15 protein-coding genes are annotated in these 17,631 nt (G+C 69.3%); 5 read left to right on the top strand and 10 right to left on the bottom strand.

Annotated features, from left to right (window positions below; all coding sequences use genetic code 11):
* Positions 1 to 65 precede the first annotated feature (65 nt).
* The gene (locus HQN59_RS10925; RefSeq protein ID WP_176069061.1) at positions 66 to 641 is read left to right on the top strand and encodes an NADPH-dependent FMN reductase; all 576 of its coding nucleotides are present in this window, start codon (positions 66 to 68) and stop codon (positions 639 to 641) included.
* A 9-nt stretch (positions 642 to 650) separates the two neighbouring features.
* On the opposite strand, the gene HQN59_RS10930 is transcribed toward HQN59_RS10925, so the two are convergent.
* From HQN59_RS10930 to urtA, 7 genes are all read right to left on the bottom strand, one after another.
* Positions 651 to 995 carry an FmdB family zinc ribbon protein gene (locus HQN59_RS10930; RefSeq protein WP_176069063.1) on the bottom strand — a complete coding sequence of 115 codons (345 nt, stop codon included), beginning with the start codon at positions 993 to 995 and terminating at the stop codon, positions 651 to 653.
* A 16-nt stretch (positions 996 to 1,011) separates the two neighbouring features.
* Positions 1,012 to 2,244: a formamidase gene (fmdA, locus tag HQN59_RS10935; protein ID WP_176069065.1), complete on the bottom strand. Its 1,233-nt coding sequence runs from the start codon at positions 2,242 to 2,244 to the stop codon at positions 1,012 to 1,014.
* A gap of 38 nt (positions 2,245 to 2,282) precedes the next feature.
* Positions 2,283 to 2,972, bottom strand: a complete 690-nt coding sequence (urtE, locus tag HQN59_RS10940) for an urea ABC transporter ATP-binding subunit UrtE (RefSeq protein WP_176069067.1) — start codon at positions 2,970 to 2,972, stop codon at positions 2,283 to 2,285.
* Between the two features lie 13 nt (positions 2,973 to 2,985).
* A complete protein-coding gene (gene urtD, locus HQN59_RS10945; protein WP_176069069.1) occupies positions 2,986 to 3,729 on the bottom strand; it encodes an urea ABC transporter ATP-binding protein UrtD in 744 nt (247 codons plus the stop codon).
* A 12-nt stretch (positions 3,730 to 3,741) separates the two neighbouring features.
* The gene (gene urtC, locus HQN59_RS10950; RefSeq protein ID WP_176069071.1) at positions 3,742 to 4,971 is read right to left on the bottom strand and encodes an urea ABC transporter permease subunit UrtC; all 1,230 of its coding nucleotides are present in this window, start codon (positions 4,969 to 4,971) and stop codon (positions 3,742 to 3,744) included.
* Positions 4,972 to 5,002: 31 nt separating this feature from the next.
* On the bottom strand, positions 5,003 to 5,917 hold the full coding sequence (gene urtB / locus HQN59_RS10955; RefSeq protein ID WP_176069073.1) for an urea ABC transporter permease subunit UrtB: 915 nt from the start codon (positions 5,915 to 5,917) through the stop codon (positions 5,003 to 5,005).
* A 158-nt stretch (positions 5,918 to 6,075) separates the two neighbouring features.
* Positions 6,076 to 7,326, bottom strand: a complete 1,251-nt coding sequence (urtA, locus tag HQN59_RS10960; protein WP_176069075.1) for an urea ABC transporter substrate-binding protein — start codon at positions 7,324 to 7,326, stop codon at positions 6,076 to 6,078.
* A 252-nt stretch (positions 7,327 to 7,578) separates the two neighbouring features.
* Here urtA and HQN59_RS10965 point away from each other — a divergent pair, with 252 nt between their 5' ends.
* A complete protein-coding gene (locus tag HQN59_RS10965; protein WP_342451175.1) occupies positions 7,579 to 10,974 on the top strand; it encodes a hybrid sensor histidine kinase/response regulator in 3,396 nt (1,131 codons plus the stop codon).
* Positions 10,971 to 11,903, top strand: a complete 933-nt coding sequence (locus HQN59_RS10970; RefSeq protein ID WP_176069077.1) for a response regulator transcription factor — start codon at positions 10,971 to 10,973, stop codon at positions 11,901 to 11,903. Before HQN59_RS10965 ends, HQN59_RS10970 begins: the two co-directional genes overlap by 4 nt.
* Before the next feature lie 49 nt (positions 11,904 to 11,952).
* Here HQN59_RS10970 and HQN59_RS10975 read toward each other — a convergent pair whose 3' ends face one another.
* From HQN59_RS10975 to HQN59_RS10985, 3 genes are read right to left on the bottom strand one after another with little or no spacing between them, the layout of a single operon-like run.
* Positions 11,953 to 12,840: a hypothetical protein gene (locus HQN59_RS10975; protein ID WP_176069229.1), complete on the bottom strand. Its 888-nt coding sequence runs from the start codon at positions 12,838 to 12,840 to the stop codon at positions 11,953 to 11,955.
* A gap of 56 nt (positions 12,841 to 12,896) precedes the next feature.
* Entirely contained in the window at positions 12,897 to 14,330 is a 1,434-nt protein-coding gene (locus tag HQN59_RS10980) for a phospholipase D-like domain-containing protein (RefSeq protein WP_217704031.1), read from the bottom strand.
* Between the two features lie 8 nt (positions 14,331 to 14,338).
* Positions 14,339 to 15,394 (bottom strand): quinone-dependent dihydroorotate dehydrogenase, encoded by a 1,056-nt coding sequence (locus tag HQN59_RS10985; RefSeq protein ID WP_176069079.1) that lies wholly within the window; start codon positions 15,392 to 15,394, stop codon positions 14,339 to 14,341.
* Between the two features lie 101 nt (positions 15,395 to 15,495).
* Between HQN59_RS10985 and fumC the strand changes: the two genes are divergently transcribed.
* Together fumC and rpiA are read left to right on the top strand one after the other, a co-directional pair.
* The gene (gene fumC / locus HQN59_RS10990) at positions 15,496 to 16,902 is read left to right on the top strand and encodes a class II fumarate hydratase (protein WP_176069081.1); all 1,407 of its coding nucleotides are present in this window, start codon (positions 15,496 to 15,498) and stop codon (positions 16,900 to 16,902) included.
* Positions 16,899 to 17,609, top strand: a complete 711-nt coding sequence (gene rpiA / locus HQN59_RS10995) for a ribose-5-phosphate isomerase RpiA (protein WP_176069083.1) — start codon at positions 16,899 to 16,901, stop codon at positions 17,607 to 17,609. Before fumC ends, rpiA begins: the two co-directional genes overlap by 4 nt.
* Positions 17,610 to 17,631: the final 22 nt, after the last annotated feature.

The following is a 17,631-nucleotide window of genomic DNA, read 5'->3' on the forward strand; positions in this document are numbered from 1 at the left end:
GGAACACGGGCCGGCCTTGCCCGGCTTCATTCAACTCACGACTGCGCCACGGCGCGACTCACACCATGTCACTCCGCCTCCACATCGTCATCTGCAGCACGCGGCCGGGCCGCGTCGGGCCCGCCGTCGCACGCTGGTTCCACGACTACGCGATGCGGCACGGCCGCTTCGACGCGCGGCTCGTCGACGTCGCCGACTTCGCGCTGCCGGTCTACGACGAGCCGCTGCACCCGCGCCTGCAGCGCTACGAGCACGAGCACACGAAGGCGTGGAGCGCCAGCGTCGCCGCGGCCGATGCCTACGTGTTCGTCACCCCGGAATACAACTACGGCCCGCCGCCTTCGTTCGTCAACGCGCTGAACTACGTCTACAACGAGTGGAACTACAAGGCCTGCGGGTTCGTCAGCTACGGCGGCGTCTCCGGGGGCATGCGCGCGGTGCAGCTCGAGAAGCAGCTCGTCACGACGCTCAAGATGATGCCGATGGTCGAGGGCGTCGCGGTGCCGATGGTCGCCAAGAGCATCGACGCCGCGGGCACGTTCACCTCGAACGAGCTGATCGACGCGTCGGCCCAGGCGATGCTCGACGAACTGCATCGCTGGGCGGCGGGCCTGAAGGCGATGCGCGACGCGAACGCCTGAGCGTCGGCCCTAGTGGCTGATCATCCAAGGCCGCTTCGACGGGAACGCCTTGTTGCCGCTCGCGCCGGTGACCGTCGCGCCGCGCCGGGCGTTGGTCGAGCAGCAGCCGCAGCCCGACGGGTGGCGGTAGCGCGCCGACTCGCCCGAGCGTCGCGGCTCGTGCCGGGCGCGCTCGTTCACCGCGAGCGCGCTGCGCAAGGGGCCGTCGAGCAAGGCCAGGCGCGGCGCGGCGGCGAGCACGCGCGGCGCGGCGTTGCCGCACGCCGGGCAAGGCGCCGGCTGGTCGCGCGCGGCGACGCTGCGCAGCGCGTCGAAGCCGCCGCAGTCGGGGCATGCGTAGTCGTAGGTGGGCATTCCCGGCTCTCCGCGGTCACGCGAGGTCGGGCGACAGCGGCATGTCGACGCTGCCGTCGATCGCCTTCACCGGACCGCTGGCGCCCGGATTGATGTCGAAGTCGAAGATCTGCGTCGGCAGCCACAGCGTCGCGCACGCGTTCGGAACGTCGACGACCCCGCTGATGTGGCCCTGCACCGGCGCGGTGCCGAGGATCGAATAGGCCTGCGCGCCCGAGTAGCCGAACTTCTTCAGGTACTCGATCGCGTTGAGGCAGGCCTGCCGATAGGCGATGTGCACGTCGAGGTAGTGCTGCTTGCCCGACTCGTCGACCGAGATGCCTTCGAAGATCAGGTAGTCGTTGTAGGTCGGCGTGATCGGGCTCGGCTTGAAGATCGGGTTCTTGATGCCGTACTTGGCCATCCCGCCCTTGATCAGCCCGACCTTCATGTGCACCCAGCCGGCCATCTCGATCGCGCCGCAGAAGGTGATCTCGCCGTCGCCCTGGCTGAAGTGGAGGTCGCCTACCGAGAGCCCCGCGCCGTCGACATAGACCGGGAAGAAGATCTTGGAGCCGCGCGACAGGTCCTTGATGTCGCAGTTGCCGCCGTGCTCGCGCGGCGGCACCGTGCGCGCAGCCTCGGCCGCGACGCGGGCCTTCGCGTCGCCCGTGAGCTTGCCCAGGTGAGCCGTCGCGGCGAAGGGCGGGTTCGCGAGGCCGGGCACGCGCGAGGGGTTGGTCTCGATCAGCGCCATCTCGCGCTCGTTCCACATGTCGAGCATCGGCTTGTCGGGCAGGCAGCCGATCAGCCCGGGGTGGATGAGGCCGGCGAACTGCACGCCCGGCACGTGGCGCGAGCTCGTGAAGAGGCCGTGGAAGTCCCAGATCGACTTCTGCGCCTGCGGGAAGTGGTCGGTCAGGAAGCCGCCTCCGTTCTGCTTGCTGAAGAAGCCGTTGAAGCCCCACAGGCTGTCGGGCTTGGCGCCGATGTCGAGGAGGTCGACAACGAGCAGGTCGCCCGGCTCGGCGCCCTTGACGCCGACCGGTCCCGAGAGATAGTGCACCGTCGACAGGTCGATGTCGCGCACGTCGTCGGCACTGTCGTCGTTCTTGATGAAGCCGCCGGTCCAGTCGAAGGTCTCGAGGACGAAGTCGTCGCCCGGATTCACCCAGCACGCCATCGGGATGTCGGGGTGCCAGCGGTTGTGGATGTTCTCGTTCTCGGTCGGCGACTGCGTCAGGTCGACCTTGATCAGCGTGTCGGGCATGGGGTGGCTCCTGGTTGGCGGTGGGCTGGGCAAAATGGTCAGACCGACAGGTACTGCCGGATGTGGTCGGCGTCGGTGTCGGCGCGCGTGGTCTCGTGCACGAAGCGGCCGCCCTCGATGACGAACAGGCGGTCCGCGACGTCCATCGCGAAACTCAGCACCTGTTCCGAAACGACGATCGTGATCTCGCGCAGGCGTCGGATCTCGTTGAGCGCCTTCCCGATCTCCTTGATGATCGACGGCTGGATGCCTTCGGTGGGCTCGTCGAGGAGCAGCACCTTGGGCTCGGTGACGAGCGCGCGCGCGATCGCGAGCTGCTGCTGCTGGCCGCCGGAGAGGTTGCCGCCCTTTCTCGACTTCATGTCCCACAGCACCGGGAAGAGGGCATAGATCTCGTCGGGGATGCGCCGGCTCTTCGAGTTCTCGAGACCGGTCTGGATGTTCTCCTCGACCGTCAGCGTCGGAAAGATCATGCGGCCCTGCGGCACGTACGCGATCCCCTTGGCGACGCGGCGGAAGCTCTCGTCCTTCGAGACGTCGTGCCCGGCGACCTCGATGCTGCCGGCGCGTGCCGGCAGGATGCCCATCAGGCTCTTGAACAGCGTGGTCTTGCCCATGCCGTTGCGGCCCATGATCGCGACGGTCTCGTTCCTGCTGCTCTCGAACGAGATGCCGTGCAGCGCCTGGCTCTGGCCGTAGGCGACGAAGAGGTCGGTGACTTTCAGCATGTCCGGCTCCGTCTCAATGACCCAGATACACGTCGATCACGCGTTCGTCGGCCTGCACCTGCTCCATCGGGCCTTCGGCGAGGATCCGGCCCTGATGCATCACGGTCACCTTGTGGGCAATGCGCTTGACGAAGTCCATGTCGTGCTCGATCACGATCACCGCGCGGTTGCGGCAGATCCGTGTCAGCAGCTCGGCGGTGAGCTCGCGCTCGCGCGCGCTCATCCCGGCGATCGGCTCGTCGAGCAGCAGCAGCTCAGGCTCCTGCATCAGCAGCATCCCGATCTCGAGCCACTGCTTCTGGCCGTGGCTCAGCAGCCCGGCCTCGGTGTCGAGCTTGCCTTCGAGGTGGATCTCTTCGGCCACGACCTCGACGCGGGCGCGCACCTCGTTCGTGCAGGTGAAGGCGAGGGCGCCCAGCACCGAGCGTCCCTTGGGAAACGAGACCTCGAGGTTCTGGAACACCGAGAGGTTCTCGTAGATCGACGGGGTCTGGAACTTGCGGCCGATGCCGAGCCGCACGCGCCTGAACTCGGCCATGCGGGTCAGCTCCTGGTTCCTGAACTTGATGCTGCCCGCGGCGGCCTTGGTGCGGCCGCAGATTAGGTCGAGCAGCGTCGTCTTGCCGGCGCCGTTGGGGCCGATGATCACGCGCAGCTCGTTCTTGTCGACGTAGAGCGTCAGCGCGTCGATGGCCTTGAAGCCGTCGAACGAGACCGTCAGGTCCTCGACGGCGAGCGTGTAGTCGGTGTTGCTCATCGAAGCCTCCGTTCAGGCGCGCTGGCCGTGGATGCCGGCCGTCAGGTCGGGGGCGTCGGGCGGCACCGCCTCGCCGCGCGGGCCGCCGCGCGCGGTGTCGCCCTTGGGCAGCGTGGTCCGCGCGACGCCGGTCGGGGTCGCCGTGACCACCGGAGGGCGGGCGGCGCGGCGCCGCTTCCACCACGGCACGACGTGGCTCTCCCACAGCCCGGCCAGGCCCATCGGGAAGGCCATGGTCACGCCGATGAACAGCGCGGCGACGAGGAATAGCCAGAGGTCGGGGAAACTCTCCGAGAAGTAGGTCTTGCCGGCGTTGACGAGCAGGGTGCCGTAGACGGCGCCGACCAGGCTCATGCGCCCGCCGACGGCGGCGAAGATCACCATCTCGATCGACGGCACGATGCCGACGAAGCTCGGCGACATGAAGCCGACCTGCAGCGCGAAGAGCGCGCCGCCGATGCCCGAGAGCGCCGCCGCCAGGCAGAACGTGAAGATGCGGAAGTCGGCGACGTCGTAGCCGGAGAAGCGGACCCGGTCCTCCTTGTCGCGCATCGCCAGCAGCAGGGTGCCCGCCTTGCCGGTCTGGATCCAGCGGCACAGCAGGATGCTGCCGATCAGCAGCGCGACGCAGACGTAGTAGAGGACGTACTTGGCCGAGTCGGTGCGGGTGTCCCAGCCGAGCAGCGTCTTCAGGTCGGTCATGCCGTTGACGCCGCCGGTGTAGCCCTGCTGGCCGATGATCAGCACCGTGAGGATCAGCGCCACCGCCTGGGTGATGATCGCGAAGTAGACGCCGCCGACGCGCCGCTTGAACATCGCGAAGCTGATGATCCAGGCCAGCAGCGTCGGCACCGCGATCACCGCGATCAGCGTGAACGGCAGGCTCTTGAACGGCACCCAGAACGCCGGCAGCTCGGTGAGCTGGTTCCAGTCCATGAAGTCGGGGATGCCCGGCGTCGACTGGATCTTCGTCGTGACCGGGTCCGAGGCCTCGAGCTTCAGGAACATCGCCATCGCGTAGCCGCCGAGCCCGAAGAAGACGCCCTGGCCAAGGCTCAGCACGCCGCCGTAGCCCCAGACCATGACGAGGCCGATCGCGACGAAGGCGTAGCAGAGGTACTTGCCGACCAGGTTGAGCCGGAAGATGTCGAGCGCGAGCGGCAGCACGACGGCGAGCAGCAGCGTCAGCAGCACGACGCTGGCAAGCTGGTAGCGCCTGACGAAGGATTGCAGCGAGTTCATCGGGGAAGGCTCCGGAAGCGGCACCGCGCGTTCAGCGCCGCACCTTGCTGGCGAACAGGCCCTGCGGCCGCAACATCAGGATCAGCACAATCAGCGACAGCGTCAGCACCTTGGCCATCGAGCCTGTCATGAAGAACTCGGACACCGACTGCGTCTGGGCGATGCCGAACGCCGACACCACGGTGCCGAGCAGGCTCGCGGCGCCCCCGAACGTGACCACCAGGAACGAGTCGACGATGTAGAGCGAGCCCGAGGTCGGCCCGGTCGAGCCGATCGTCGTGAACGCGGCGCCGGCGACGCCGGCGATGCCGCAGCCGATGGCGAAGGTGATGCGATCGGTCTTCTTGGTGTCGATGCCGGTCGCGTTGGCCATCGTGCGGTTGCTGACGGTGGCGCGCACCCGCAGGCCCCAGCGGCTCTTGCCGAGCGCGAGCAGCACGCCCAGCGTGACGAAGGTCGTCAGCGCAAGCACGAAGAGGCCGTTAATCGGGATGTCGAGGCCGGGCGCCGGTGCCCACGAGCCGAGCAGCCAGTCGGGCAGCGTCGGGCTGACCTCCTTGGGGCCGATGAAGGTGCGGAACGTCTGCTGCAGCGCCAGGCTGATGCCCCATGTCGCGAGCAGCGTGTCGAGCGGACGCTTGTACAGGTGCCGGATCAGGCCCCACTCGACCAGCCAGCCGGCAGCGAACGCGAAGCCGAACGCCAGCACGATGGCCAGCGGAAAGTAGTACGGCATCAGGTTCGGCGCGTACGTCTGCGTCAGCTGCGAGCCCAGATAGATGGTGTAGGCGCCGAGCGTCATGAACTCGCCGTGCGCCATGTTGATGACGCCCATCTGCCCGAAGATGATCGCGAGGCCGAGCCCCATCAGCAGCAGCACCGCGAACAGGCTGAGGCCCGCGAAGCCCTGCATCAGGCCGATGTTCAGCATTTCGGAAACGGTCATCGCACCACCATCACTAGTTCGCACGCCACGATCGATCGGGGCCGGTGATGCCGCGCGAAGCGCCGGCACCTTCAAGCAAACACCGCGGATCCGGCTTTGCCGGTCCGCCGGTGTTGCCCCCGGGGGCGGCCGTCAGGCCGTAGGGGGGGTCCAATAACTCACTGGTAGCCCTTGGGGAACGGGTCCGGCTTGATCAGCTGCGGCGACTCGGACACCACCTTGAACGTGCCGTCGGGCATGCCCATCGCAATGCGCGACTTGCTCCACAGGTGGTGGTTGGCGTCGAGCTTCACGTAGCCCTCGGGCGCGGTGGTGAGCTCGATGTTGGGCGAGGCGGCGACCACCTTGTCGACGTCGAAGCTCTTCGCGCGCTCGACCGCGGCCTTCCACAGCCACGGACCGAGGTAGCCGGCCTGCGTCACGTCGCCGATCACCGACTTGGGCCCGTACTTGGTCTTGAAGGCACTGACGAACTTCTTGTTGTTCTCGTTGTCGAGGGTCTGAAAGTACTTCATCGACGAGAAGAAGCCGGCGAAGTTCTCGCCGCCGATGCCGGTCATCTCGTCCTCGGTGACCGAGAGGGTCACCAGCACCTGCTTGTCGCCCGTGATGCCGGCCGCCTTCATCGCCTTGTAGAACGCGACGTTGGAGCCGCCGACCACCGCGGCGTAGATCACGTCGGGCTTTTGCACCTTGATCTTGTTCATCAGGGAGCCGAAGTTGGTGCTGCCGAGCGGGTAGTACTCCTCGCCGACGACCTTGCCCTTCTGGAAGTTCTCGATGTGCTTGCGCGCGATCTTCATCGAGGTGCGCGGCCAGATGTAGTCCGAGCCGATCAGGAAGAAGGTCTTGGCCTTCTTCTCGTTCTTGGCCCAGTCGAGGCTGTAGAGGATCTGCTGGGTCGCTTCCTGGCCGGTGTAGATGACGTTCTTCGACTGCTCGAGCCCTTCGTAGAAGGTCGGGTAGTAGAGCAGCCCGTTTTCCTTCTCGAACACCGGCAGCACCGCCTTGCGCGAGGCCGAGGTCCAGCAGCCGAACACCGCGGCGCAGCGGTCGTTGATCAGCAGCTTCTTCGACTTCTCGGCGAACGTCGGCCAGTCGGACGCGCCGTCCTCCTTGATGACCTTTATCTTGCGGCCGAGGATGCCGCCCATCGCGTTGATCTGGTCGATCGCGAGCTGCTCGGCCTGGATCGATCCGGTCTCGGAGATCGCCATCGTCCCGGTCGACGAATGCAGCTGGCCGACGGTCACTTCGGTGTCGGTCACGGCGAGCTTGGTCGTGTTCACGGCGGCGCTGGCCTGGGCGAAGCTGAGCCCGCCGGCTCCGAGCATCGGCAGGGCGGCGGCCCCCTGCAGCAGGCGGCGGCGGCCGGAATCGGGTGTGTTCGGGTCGTGGTCGCGGGACATGGATCGGTCCTCCGGTCGGATGGCTGTGTGGAATCGGCGGGTCCGGGCGGTGCCACTCGAGGGAGCGGGTGACCGTCGGATGGCGTCATGTTCCAAGCCGCGCCTCGAACGGCGAATACGTCAATTGACGTATCGCGTGCACATCGCTGCGCAGGCACGCTCCCGATCCCGGTGCACGACACGGGCGGCGGTGGGGCACCCGGCCCCGGGACGGCACGGCGCAGCTGGAGCAGTTCTTGCTTTTTCGGCGCCGTGGCTGCCGTTCCCCAGACCCAGAAGATCTTCCGCATCCGCCGCGAGTACAACTCGTGGGTCGCCGACCAGTCCATGGAGGACTACGCGCTGCGCTACACGCCGCGCGCTTTCCGCAAGTGGAGCGAGTTCCGCGTCGCCAACACCGCGTTCGGCGCGACCTCGTTCCTGGCGCTCGAGGCGATCGGCGGTGCCATCGCCCTGAGCTACGGCTACTCGAACGCGCTGTGGGCGATCCTGGTGGTCGGGCTCGTCACGTTCCTGACCGCGCTGCCGATCAGCTATTACGCCGCACGCTACGGGGTCGACATGGACCTGCTGACGCGCGGCGCGGGCTTCGGTTACGTGGGCTCGACGGTCACCTCGCTGATCTACGCGAGCTTCACGTTCATCTTCTTCGCGCTCGAGGCCGCCATCCTCGCGCTTGCGCTGCAGCTCTACTTCGGCTGGCCGCTCGGCGTGTGCTATCTCGTGTCGTCGCTCGTCGTCGTGCCGCTCGTCATGCACGGCATCACGCTCATCTCGCGGCTCCAGCTGTGGACCCAGCCGATCTGGATCGTGCTCTTCGTGCTGCCGTACGTCGCCGTGCTCGCCAAGAAGCCGACGCTCTTCGGCGAATTCACGTCGCTCGTCGGCAGCGTCTCGGGCACCAGCGCATTCGACCCGGTGATGTGCGCTGCGGCGACCGCGATCGCGTTCTCGCTGGTGGTGCAGGTCGGCGAGCAGGTCGACTACCTGCGCTTCCTGCCCGAGAAGACGCCGGCCAACCGGGTGCGCTGGTGGAGCGCGGTGCTGGTGGCCGGGCCGGGCTGGATCGTGCCCGGCATGCTGAAGATGATGGGCGGCGCGTTCCTCGCCTTCGTCGCGCTGCAACACGAGATCTCGCCGGAGAACGCGGTCGAGCCGACGCAGATGTATCTCGCCGGCTTCGGCTACGTCTTCAGCTCGCCGGAGTGGGTGCTCGGCGCGACCGCCGTCTTCGTCGTCGTCTCGCAGATCAAGATCAACGTGACCAACGCGTACGCCGGCTCGCTCGCCTGGTCCAACTTCTTCGCCCGCCTGACCCACTCGCATCCCGGGCGCGTGGTCTGGCTCGTCTTCAACGTGCTGATCGCCGTGCTGCTGATGACCCTCGGCGTGTTCGAGGCGCTCGAGCGCGTGCTCGGGCTCTACGGCAACGTCGCGATCGCCTGGGTCGGCGCGCTGGTCGCCGACCTCGTGATCAACAAGCCGCTCGGCTGGAGCCCGCGGCACGTCGAGTTCAAGCGCGCCCACCTCTACGACATCAACCCGGTGGGGCTGGGCGCGATGCTGATCGCGGCCGCGCTCGCGATGCTCGCCTACGCTGGCGTGATGGGTCGGACCGCGGAAGCCTTCGCGCCATTCATCGCGCTCTTCACCTCGCTCGCGCTCGCGCCCGCGATCGCGTGGCTCACGCGCGGCCGCTACTACCAGGCGCGCGCCGACCTGACGGCCTGGCGGCCCGGCGAGGCGGTCACCTGCACCGTCTGCGACAACGCGTTCGAGTCCGAGGACATGGCGCATTGCCCGGCCTACGACGCGCCGATCTGCTCGCTGTGCTGCACCCTGGAATCGCGCTGTCACGACCGCTGCAAGTCGGGCTCGCGCAGCGCCGAGCAGGTGCGGGCTGCGCTGGTCGCGGTGCTGCCGGCCGCGCTGAGCCGCCGCATCAACTTCCGCGCCGCTCACTACCTGGTCGTCGCGCTGGCCCTGGTCGCGCTGGTGGCGGTGATCCTCGGCATCGTCTACGAGCAGCAGGCTGCAGCCCACCAGGCGGGCCAGGCGCTGCTGCGCGGCCCGCTGGTCACCGCGTTCGCGCTGCTGTCGCTGGTGGCGGCGGTGGGCGCCTGGTGGATCGTGCTCGGCAGCGAGAGCCGGCACATGGCCGAGGACGAGTCCAACCGGCAAAACGAGCTGCTGGTGCGCGAGATCGAGGCGCACCGGCGCACCGACACCGCGCTGCAGGCTGCCAAGGATCTGGCCGAGGCCGCCAACCAGGCCAAGACGCGCTATGTCGCCGGCATGACGCACGAGCTGCGCACGCCGCTCAACAGCATCCTCGGCTACGCGCAGATCCTGCTGAAGGACGAGCACCTGCAGGGCGAGCGCCGGGCGGCGGTCGACACCATTCACCACAGTGGCGAGCACATGCACGGGCTGATCGACGGCCTGCTCGACCTCGCCCGCATCGAGGCCGGCAAGCTGCGCCTCGACATCGCTCCGCTGCCGATGGGCGAGTTCCTCGACGACGTGGTGCGTATGGTGGCGCCGCAGGCCGCCGCCAAGGGGCTGGCGTTCGAGCTGCGCACGCTCGGACGGGTGCCACGCTACGTGCGCGCCGACGGCCGGCGCCTGCGCCAGATCCTGATCAACCTGCTCGGCAACGCGGTGCGCTTCACCGATCGCGGCAGCGTGACGCTGCTGCTCGACCACTCCGGACAGGTGGCGCGCTTCAGCGTCATCGACACCGGGATCGGCATCGATGCGCAGGACCTCGAGCGCATCTTCCTGCCGTTCGAGCGCGGCAGCGCCGGTCGGCGCACCGGCGAGCCCGGAACCGGGCTCGGTCTGACCATTACTCACCTGCTGACGCAGCTGATGGGCGGCGAGCTGACGGTGTCGAGCACGCCGGGCGCCGGCAGCACGTTCAGTGCGAGGCTCTACCTCAGCGAGACGACCGAGCCCGGCGCGACGCGCACACCGCGGCATCGGCCGATCAGCGGCTACATCGGCGCGCGGCGCAGCCTGCTTGTGGTCGACGACCACCCGACGCAGCGCCAGATGCTGGCCGGCATGCTGCTGCCGCTGGGGTTCCGGGTGCGCGAGGCGGCGAGCGGCCGCGAGTGCATCGACAGCGTGGCGGAAAACCCGCCCGACGCGGTGCTGCTCGACATCTCGATGGACGACATGGACGGCTGGGAAACCGCGCGCCGGCTGCGCCGCGCCGGCCACGCGGCGATGCCGATCATCATGGTGTCGGCCGACGCGTTCGAGAACCAGGCCGACAAGCTTGCCGACGCCGGCTGCCAAGGCTTCGTCGACAAGCCGGTGATCGAGTCGGAGCTGCTCGCGGTGCTGCAGCGCGAGCTCGAGCTCGAGTGGGTCGCCGAGCTCGCGATGCCGGGCTGGCAGCCGGCGCTCCCGGCCCCGACGCCGACCGCGATCCCCGAGGACCACGCGCGCGCGCTGCTGCGCCTGGCGCGCCTCGGCCACCAGCAGGGACTGCAGCGCGCGCTCGACGTGCTGCTGCTCGAGCACCCCGCGTGCGCGTCCGAGGTCGGGATGCTTCGGGAGCTGGTCGACCGCTTCGCCTGGCACGAGCTGATCGAGCGCTGCGCGGGTGCGCTCGAAGCGGCGGAGGAGGGCTCGCCATGAGCGCGTCGGGCAGCTCCCGCGCGCTCTCGCCCGAGCGCGCCGGCGCCGAGGGTGGTGCGGTGAGCGGCAGCGGTCACGTGGTGCTGGTCGTCGACGATGCGCCACGCTCGCTCGGTTCGCTGTGCATCGAGCTCGAGAACGAGGGCTACACGGTGCTGGTCGCGGCGAGCGGCGAGGCCGCGCTCGAGCGGCTCGACCTGGTCACGCCCGACGCGATCCTGCTCGACGCCATGATGCCGGGGCTCGACGGCTTCGCGACCTGCGCCCGCATCAAGCGCCACGCGGCCTGGGCCCACATTCCAGTGATCTTCATGACGGGCCTCTCCGACACCGACGACGTGCTGAGGGGTTTCGCGGCCGGCGGCGTCGACTACGTGGTCAAGCCGGTGCGGGCGCCGGAGGTGGTGGCGCGGCTCGCGACCCACGTCCGCAACGCGCGCACCGCCCGCATGGCGCGCGAGGCGATCGAGGTCGGCGGCCACGGCGTCGTCATGGTCGACGGCCAGCGCCGCGTGGCCTGGCATTCGCCGCAGGCGCAGCGCTGGCTGGTCGAGTTCTTCGAGGACGAGCCGGACGGCGCCGGCGTCGAATGGCTGTATTCGTCCGGCGCGGCGCCGCCGGGCCGCACGCGCGGTGCGCGCACGCTCGTCGCGCGCCGTCTCGGCAGCGTCGGGCTCGGCGAGGACATGTGGCTGCTCGGCGTGCAGCGCGCCGACGTGCAGCTCTCGTCGCGCGTGCTCGAGGCGTCGCTGACACCGCGCGAGACCGAGGTGCTGTCGTGGATCGCCAAGGGCAAGACCAACCGCGACGTCGCCGAGATCCTGGGCATGAGCCCGCGCACCGTGAACAAGCACCTCGAGCGGGTGTTCGAGAAGCTCGGCGTCGAAACGCGGGCGGCGGCCGCGGCGCTCGCCAGCCGCGAGGGCTGATGCGCCGCGACCTGCGACGCGCGCGCGCGCCCGCGCCCGGGCGAGGTCGTCAGCGCTTGGCTTGCGCCGCGTCCATGCGGCGAATCTCTTTGCGCTTCATCTCGAGGTACTCGCTGCGCTCCATCTCGTGGAGCTGGCGCGCGTAGCGCTCCGTGCCGGCATACCAGTCCTGGATGCGGCGCTCGACCTGCTCGGCTGGCGGCAGGCTGAACGCGGCGAGATAGGCGTCGATCGCGAGGTAGTAGCGCATCGTGTTGCGCTCGAGCAGGCCGACCACGCCGCCCACGTGCACCGGGGTGCCGTCGGGCTTGCGCTCCTCGACCGTGAAGCCCACCTTGTCGCGGCCGAGCGTCGCCAGATAGGTCTGCGTCGCCATCTTGGCGGCGAGACCGTAGGCATACGCGTACGACATGTGGATGAAGGTGCGCTTCGCGTCGAGCGGGATCGCCTCGACGACGATCCGGTAGTCGCGCGTGCTGAAAGGCCCCTTGTCGGCGCTCAGCTGCACCTGCAGGTACTCGGGCGTCGCGGCCGCGACCCTGTGCTTGAACTCGAGGCGGTGCGCGTCGGCCACCGGCTGGTCGAACTTGCGGCCGACGCTCAGCACCAGCTCGCCGGGTTCGGCCTGGCACTGCTTGACGTTGAGGTGAAGGATGAGGATGTCGCACCAGTTGTCGAGCGGCTGCAGCGCCTGCAGCACCATCGGGTAGGGGTGCTCGACGATCGAGTAGACGTCGCCCTTGAGGCCCCCGCTCGGCTGCGTCGCCTCGAGCACGAGCGGGCGCTGGAACGGGTTGTTGGCGAGCTTGTCGCGCAGCGCCGCGTGGCGCGCGCGCAGGCTCGCCGCGTCCTGCGCCGGCGCGAGCGCGGGCAGCATCACGAGCCACGCGGCGAGCAGCGCCGGCACCAGCCGCCGCGTGCCACGTACCTGAACCATGCAGCGCGCCGCCGCGCGCCGGGTGGCGCCGAAGAAGCGCGCGAGCCGTGCCAAGGTCATAGCCAGTACCCCCACATGTGGCCGATGAACTCCTTCATGCGCACGCTCGGCGAACGCTTGCGCCAGGCGTCGAGCGTGATCTCGTGCGAGTCGGCGAGGTCGCGCGCGAAGGCCGCGCGCATGCGCTCGCCGAAGTCGGCGCCGAGGATCACCGCGTTGAGCTCCTGGTTGTGCAGGAAGCTGCGCCAGTCGAGATTGGTCGAACCGACCGTCGACCAGACGCCGTCGATGACGGCGGTCTTGGCGTGGAGCAGGGCGTCGCGCCGCTCGTAGATCTTCACGCCGCCCTGCAGCAGCTCCTCGTAGTGCCAGCGCCCGGCGTGGAACACGAGCCACGAGTCGGTGCGGCTCGGCAGGATGAGCTTCACGTCGACACCGCGCGCGACCGCGGCGATGAGGCTGGCGCGCAGCTGCGGATCGGGAACGAAGTAGGCGTTGGTGAGCAGCACCTCGCGCTCGGCCGCGTCGATCGCCGAGATGAAGGTTGCGTAGATCAGGCTGAACGGGTCGCTCGGCGAGCTGCCGATCGCGCGCACGATGGCGTTGCCCTTGCGTGCGAGCGGCGGGTAGTAGTTGCGCTCGGCGAGCGGCTCGCCCTTCTGGCGCTCCCAGGTCTGGATGAAGAGGCGCTGGAAGTCGGCGACCACCGGTCCGTCGATCTGCAGGTCGGTGTCGCGCCAGGGCAGCTTGGCGCCGCTGCCGCGCGAGCCGCCGCGCGAGCCGCCGCTCGAGCCCGAGCCGCGCCCCGACGAGCTGCCCGAATAGACGCTGCTGATGTTGATGCCGCCGAGGAACGCGACCTGGCCGTCGACCACCAGGAGCTTGCGGTGGTCGCGCTGGTTGACGTTCCAGCCCGCCTTCGCGTAGAGCGGGTTGACCGGGTTGAACTCGAGCACCTTGATGCCGGCTTCGCGCAGGCGCGTGAAGAACGCGCGCGGCGTGCCCAGCGTGCCGACGCTGTCGACGATCAAATTCACCTGTACCCCGGCGCGCTGCTTCTCGATCAGCGCATCGGCGAACTTGAGGCCGATCTCGTCCTCCTCGAGGATGTAGGTCTCCATGTTGATGTGGTCGCGCGCGTTGCGGATCGCCGCGAACATGGCGTCGTAGGTGGCCGGGCCGTCCTCGAGCAGCACCACACGGTTGCCGACGCTGAGCGGCGTGTCGGTGATCGCCTCCTCGAGCGCGAGGTGGCGCTCCAGGATGTCGGTGCCCTTGCCGTCCCGCTTGAGGCGCTCGACGATCGCCTCGCTCTGGCGCTGGCTCAGCATGCGCCCGTTGGACGCGCTGAACTGCAGCGGCGCCTTTGGCGGCGCCATGTCCGGGTTGATCGTCGGCAGCGAACTGCAGCCGGCAACGAAGGCGATGCACAGCGCGAACAGGCCGCGCACGGTGGGGTCGAGGAAACGGCGGCGCGGAGCGGTGTGCATCGGCAGGTTTATCGTGAGGCGGCTCGGCGCCGCTGGAGCAACGCGCGTGCCGCTTCGGGCACCAGCGCCGGCCCGCGGTAGATGAATCCCGTGTAGATCTGCACGAGATCGGCGCCGGCATCGATCTTGGCCGCGGCGTCGGCGCCCGACATCACGCCGCCGACGCCGATGATCGGGTAGCTCGCGCCGAGCGCCGCGCGCAGCTGGCCGATCACCCGGTTCGACGCCTCGAACACCGGCCGTCCCGACAGGCCTCCGGCCTCGTTGCCGTGCGGCAGGTGCTGGACCCGGCTGCGATCGAGCGTGGTGTTGGTCGCGATCACGCCGTCGATCCGATGCCGCTGCAGCGCCGCCGCGACCGCGTCCACTTGCGCGGCGTCGAGGTCGGGCGCGATCTTCACGAACAACGGCACGTGGCGCGCGTGCCGGTGCGCGAGCTCGTCGGCGCTTGCGCGCAGGGCGCCGAGCAGCGCGTCGAGCGCCTCGTCGCCTTGCAGCGAGCGCAGGTCGCGCGTGTTCGGGCTCGAGATGTTGACCGTCACGTAGTCGGCGTGCGGATAGACGCCCACGAGGCCGGCGACGTAGTCGTCGGCGGCGCGCTCGATCGGCGTCGCCGCGTTCTTGCCGATGTTGATGCCGAGGATGCCGCCGGTGCTGCGAAAGCGCGCGCGCTGCACGTTGGCGACGAAGGCGCGCAGGCCCTGGCTGTTGAAGCCGAAGCGGTTGATCAGTGCCTCGGCCTCGGGCAGCCGGAACATGCGCGGCTTCGGGTTGCCGGGCTGCGGCAGCGGCGTCACGGTGCCGACCTCGATGCTGCCGAAGCCCAGGGCGCCGAGGCCATCGATGCAACCCGCGTTCTTGTCGAGGCCGGCCGCGAGGCCGATGCGGTTCGGGAATCGCAGACCGGCGATGCTGACCGGGTCGCTGATGCGCGGCTGCGCCAGTGCGGCGACGAGCGGCGTGCGCTGGATGCGTTGCAGGCTGCCGAGCGTGAGGTCGTGGGCCTGTTCGGCATCGATGCCGAACAGCAGGGGTCGGGCCAGGAAATACGGAATGAGCGCCATCGGCAGGCCGAGCGTGCGGTGTGGTCGTCGGCGGCGCGATTGTGGCAAACCCCCTGTCGGTGGGCATACTCCGCCGCACCAGCAACCGAGACGAGAGTCACATGAACGAGCAGGCAGCGGGCGAGCACCGCATCGAACGCGACACCTTCGGCGACATCGAGGTCGCTGCCGACCGGCTGTGGGGTGCGCAGACGCAGCGCTCGCTGCACCACTTCGACATCTCGACCGAGAAGATGCCGCCCGAGCTGATCCATGCGCTCGCGCTGGTCAAGCGCAGCGCCGCGCGCGTCAACCGCGAGCTCGGCGCGCTCGACGCGAGGAAGGCCGACGCGATCGTCGCCGCCGCCGACGAAGTGCTCGCCGGCCGGCACGCGACGCAGTTCCCGCTCGCGATCTGGCAGACCGGCTCGGGCACGCAGAGCAACATGAACATGAACGAGGTGCTCGCCAACCGCGCGTCGCAGCTGCTCGGCGGTCCGGTCGGCGAGGGCCGGCTGGTCCACCCGAACGACGACGTGAACCGCGGCCAGTCGTCGAACGACGTGTTCCCGACCGGCATGAGCGTCGCCGCCGTGCAGGCGGTGCATGCGCGTCTGCTGCCGCCGCTGCTGGCGCTGCGCGACACCCTCGCCGAGAAGGCGGCGGCGTTCGACGACGTCGTCAAGATCGGCCGCACGCACCTGCAGGACGCGACGCCGCTGACCCTCGGTCAGGAGATCTCCGGCTGGGTCGCCCAGCTCGAGCACGCCCGCAGGCACGTCGAGGCGGCGCTGCCGCACCTCTGCGAACTCGCGCTCGGCGGCACCGCGGTCGGCACCGGCCTCAACGCGCATCCGGAGTTCGGCGCGCGCGTCGCGGCCGACCTGTCCGAAGCGACCGGCCTGCCGTTCGTCTCGGCGCCCAACAAGTTCGAGGCGCTCGCCGCGCACGACGCGATGGTGCACATGCACGGCGCGCTGAAGGGCCTCGGCGCGTCGCTGATGAAGATGGCCAACGACGTGCGCTGGCTCGCATCGGGCCCGCGCTCCGGGCTCGGCGAGATCACGATCCCCGAGAACGAGCCGGGCAGCTCGATCATGCCGGGCAAGGTGAACCCGACGCAGTGCGAGGCGCTCACGATGGCGGTGTGCCAGGTGTTCGGCAACGACGTCGCCGTGAATGTGGGCGGCGCGATGGGCAACTTCGAGCTCAACGTTTTCAAGCCGATGATCATCCACAACCTGCTGCAGAGCGTGCGCCTGCTCGGCGACGGCATGCGCAGCTTCGACGAGCACTGCGCGCGCGGCATCGCGCCCAACCGCGAGCGCATTGACGAGCTGGTGCAGCGCTCGCTGATGCTGGTGACCGCGCTCAACCCGCACATCGGTTACGACAAGGCCGCCAAGATCGCCAAGAGCGCGCACCGGAGCGGCCGCACGCTGCGCGAGGCCGCGCTCGAGTCGGGCTGGCTGACAGCCGAGCAGTTCGACCAATGGGTCGACGCGCGCAGCATGGTGGGCAGCCGATGAGCGCGGCGGCCCCCGACGTCGCCAGGCTGAAGGCGCTGGTCGGCGAGGCGGCGCTCGCCTACGTGCCGCCCGGCTCGGTGGTCGGCGTCGGAACCGGTTCGACCGTCAACGCGTTCATCGACGCGCTCGCGCGGGCGAAGCACGTGATCGCCGGCGCCGTGTCGAGCAGCCAGGCGAGCAGCGAGCGCCTGCGCGGCCACGGCATTCCGGTGATCGACGCCAACGACGTCGAGACGCTGCAGGTCTACATCGACGGCGCCGACGAGATCGACGCCAGCGGCTGCATGATCAAGGGCGGCGGCGCGGCGCTCACGCGCGAGAAGATCGTCGCCGACCTCGCACAGCGCTTCGTCTGCATCGCCGACGGCTCGAAGCTGGTCGACGTGCTCGGCCGCTTCCCGCTGCCGGTCGAGGTGATTCCGATGGCGGCGGCGCAGGTCGCGCGCCGCTTCGTCGCGCTCGGCGGCCGGCCCGCGCTGCGCGCCGGCGTCGTCACCGACAACGGCGGCCAGATCCTCGACGTGCACGGCCTCGCGATCACCGACCCGGCCGCGCTCGAGGCCGAGATCAACCAGTGGCCGGGCGTCGTGAGCGTCGGCATCTTCGCGCGCAACCGCGCCAACGTCTGCCTGCTCGGCACCGCGGCCGGTGTGCGCACGCTCACCTTCACACCGGACGCGGCACAAGCCGGCGTCGAGGTCGCGTAGTAACCTCCGCCCCTCGCACGCA

Source organism: Rhizobacter koreensis (genome assembly GCF_013366375.1).
Classification (GTDB): Bacteria; Pseudomonadota; Gammaproteobacteria; order Burkholderiales; family Burkholderiaceae_C; genus Schlegelella_A; species Schlegelella_A koreensis.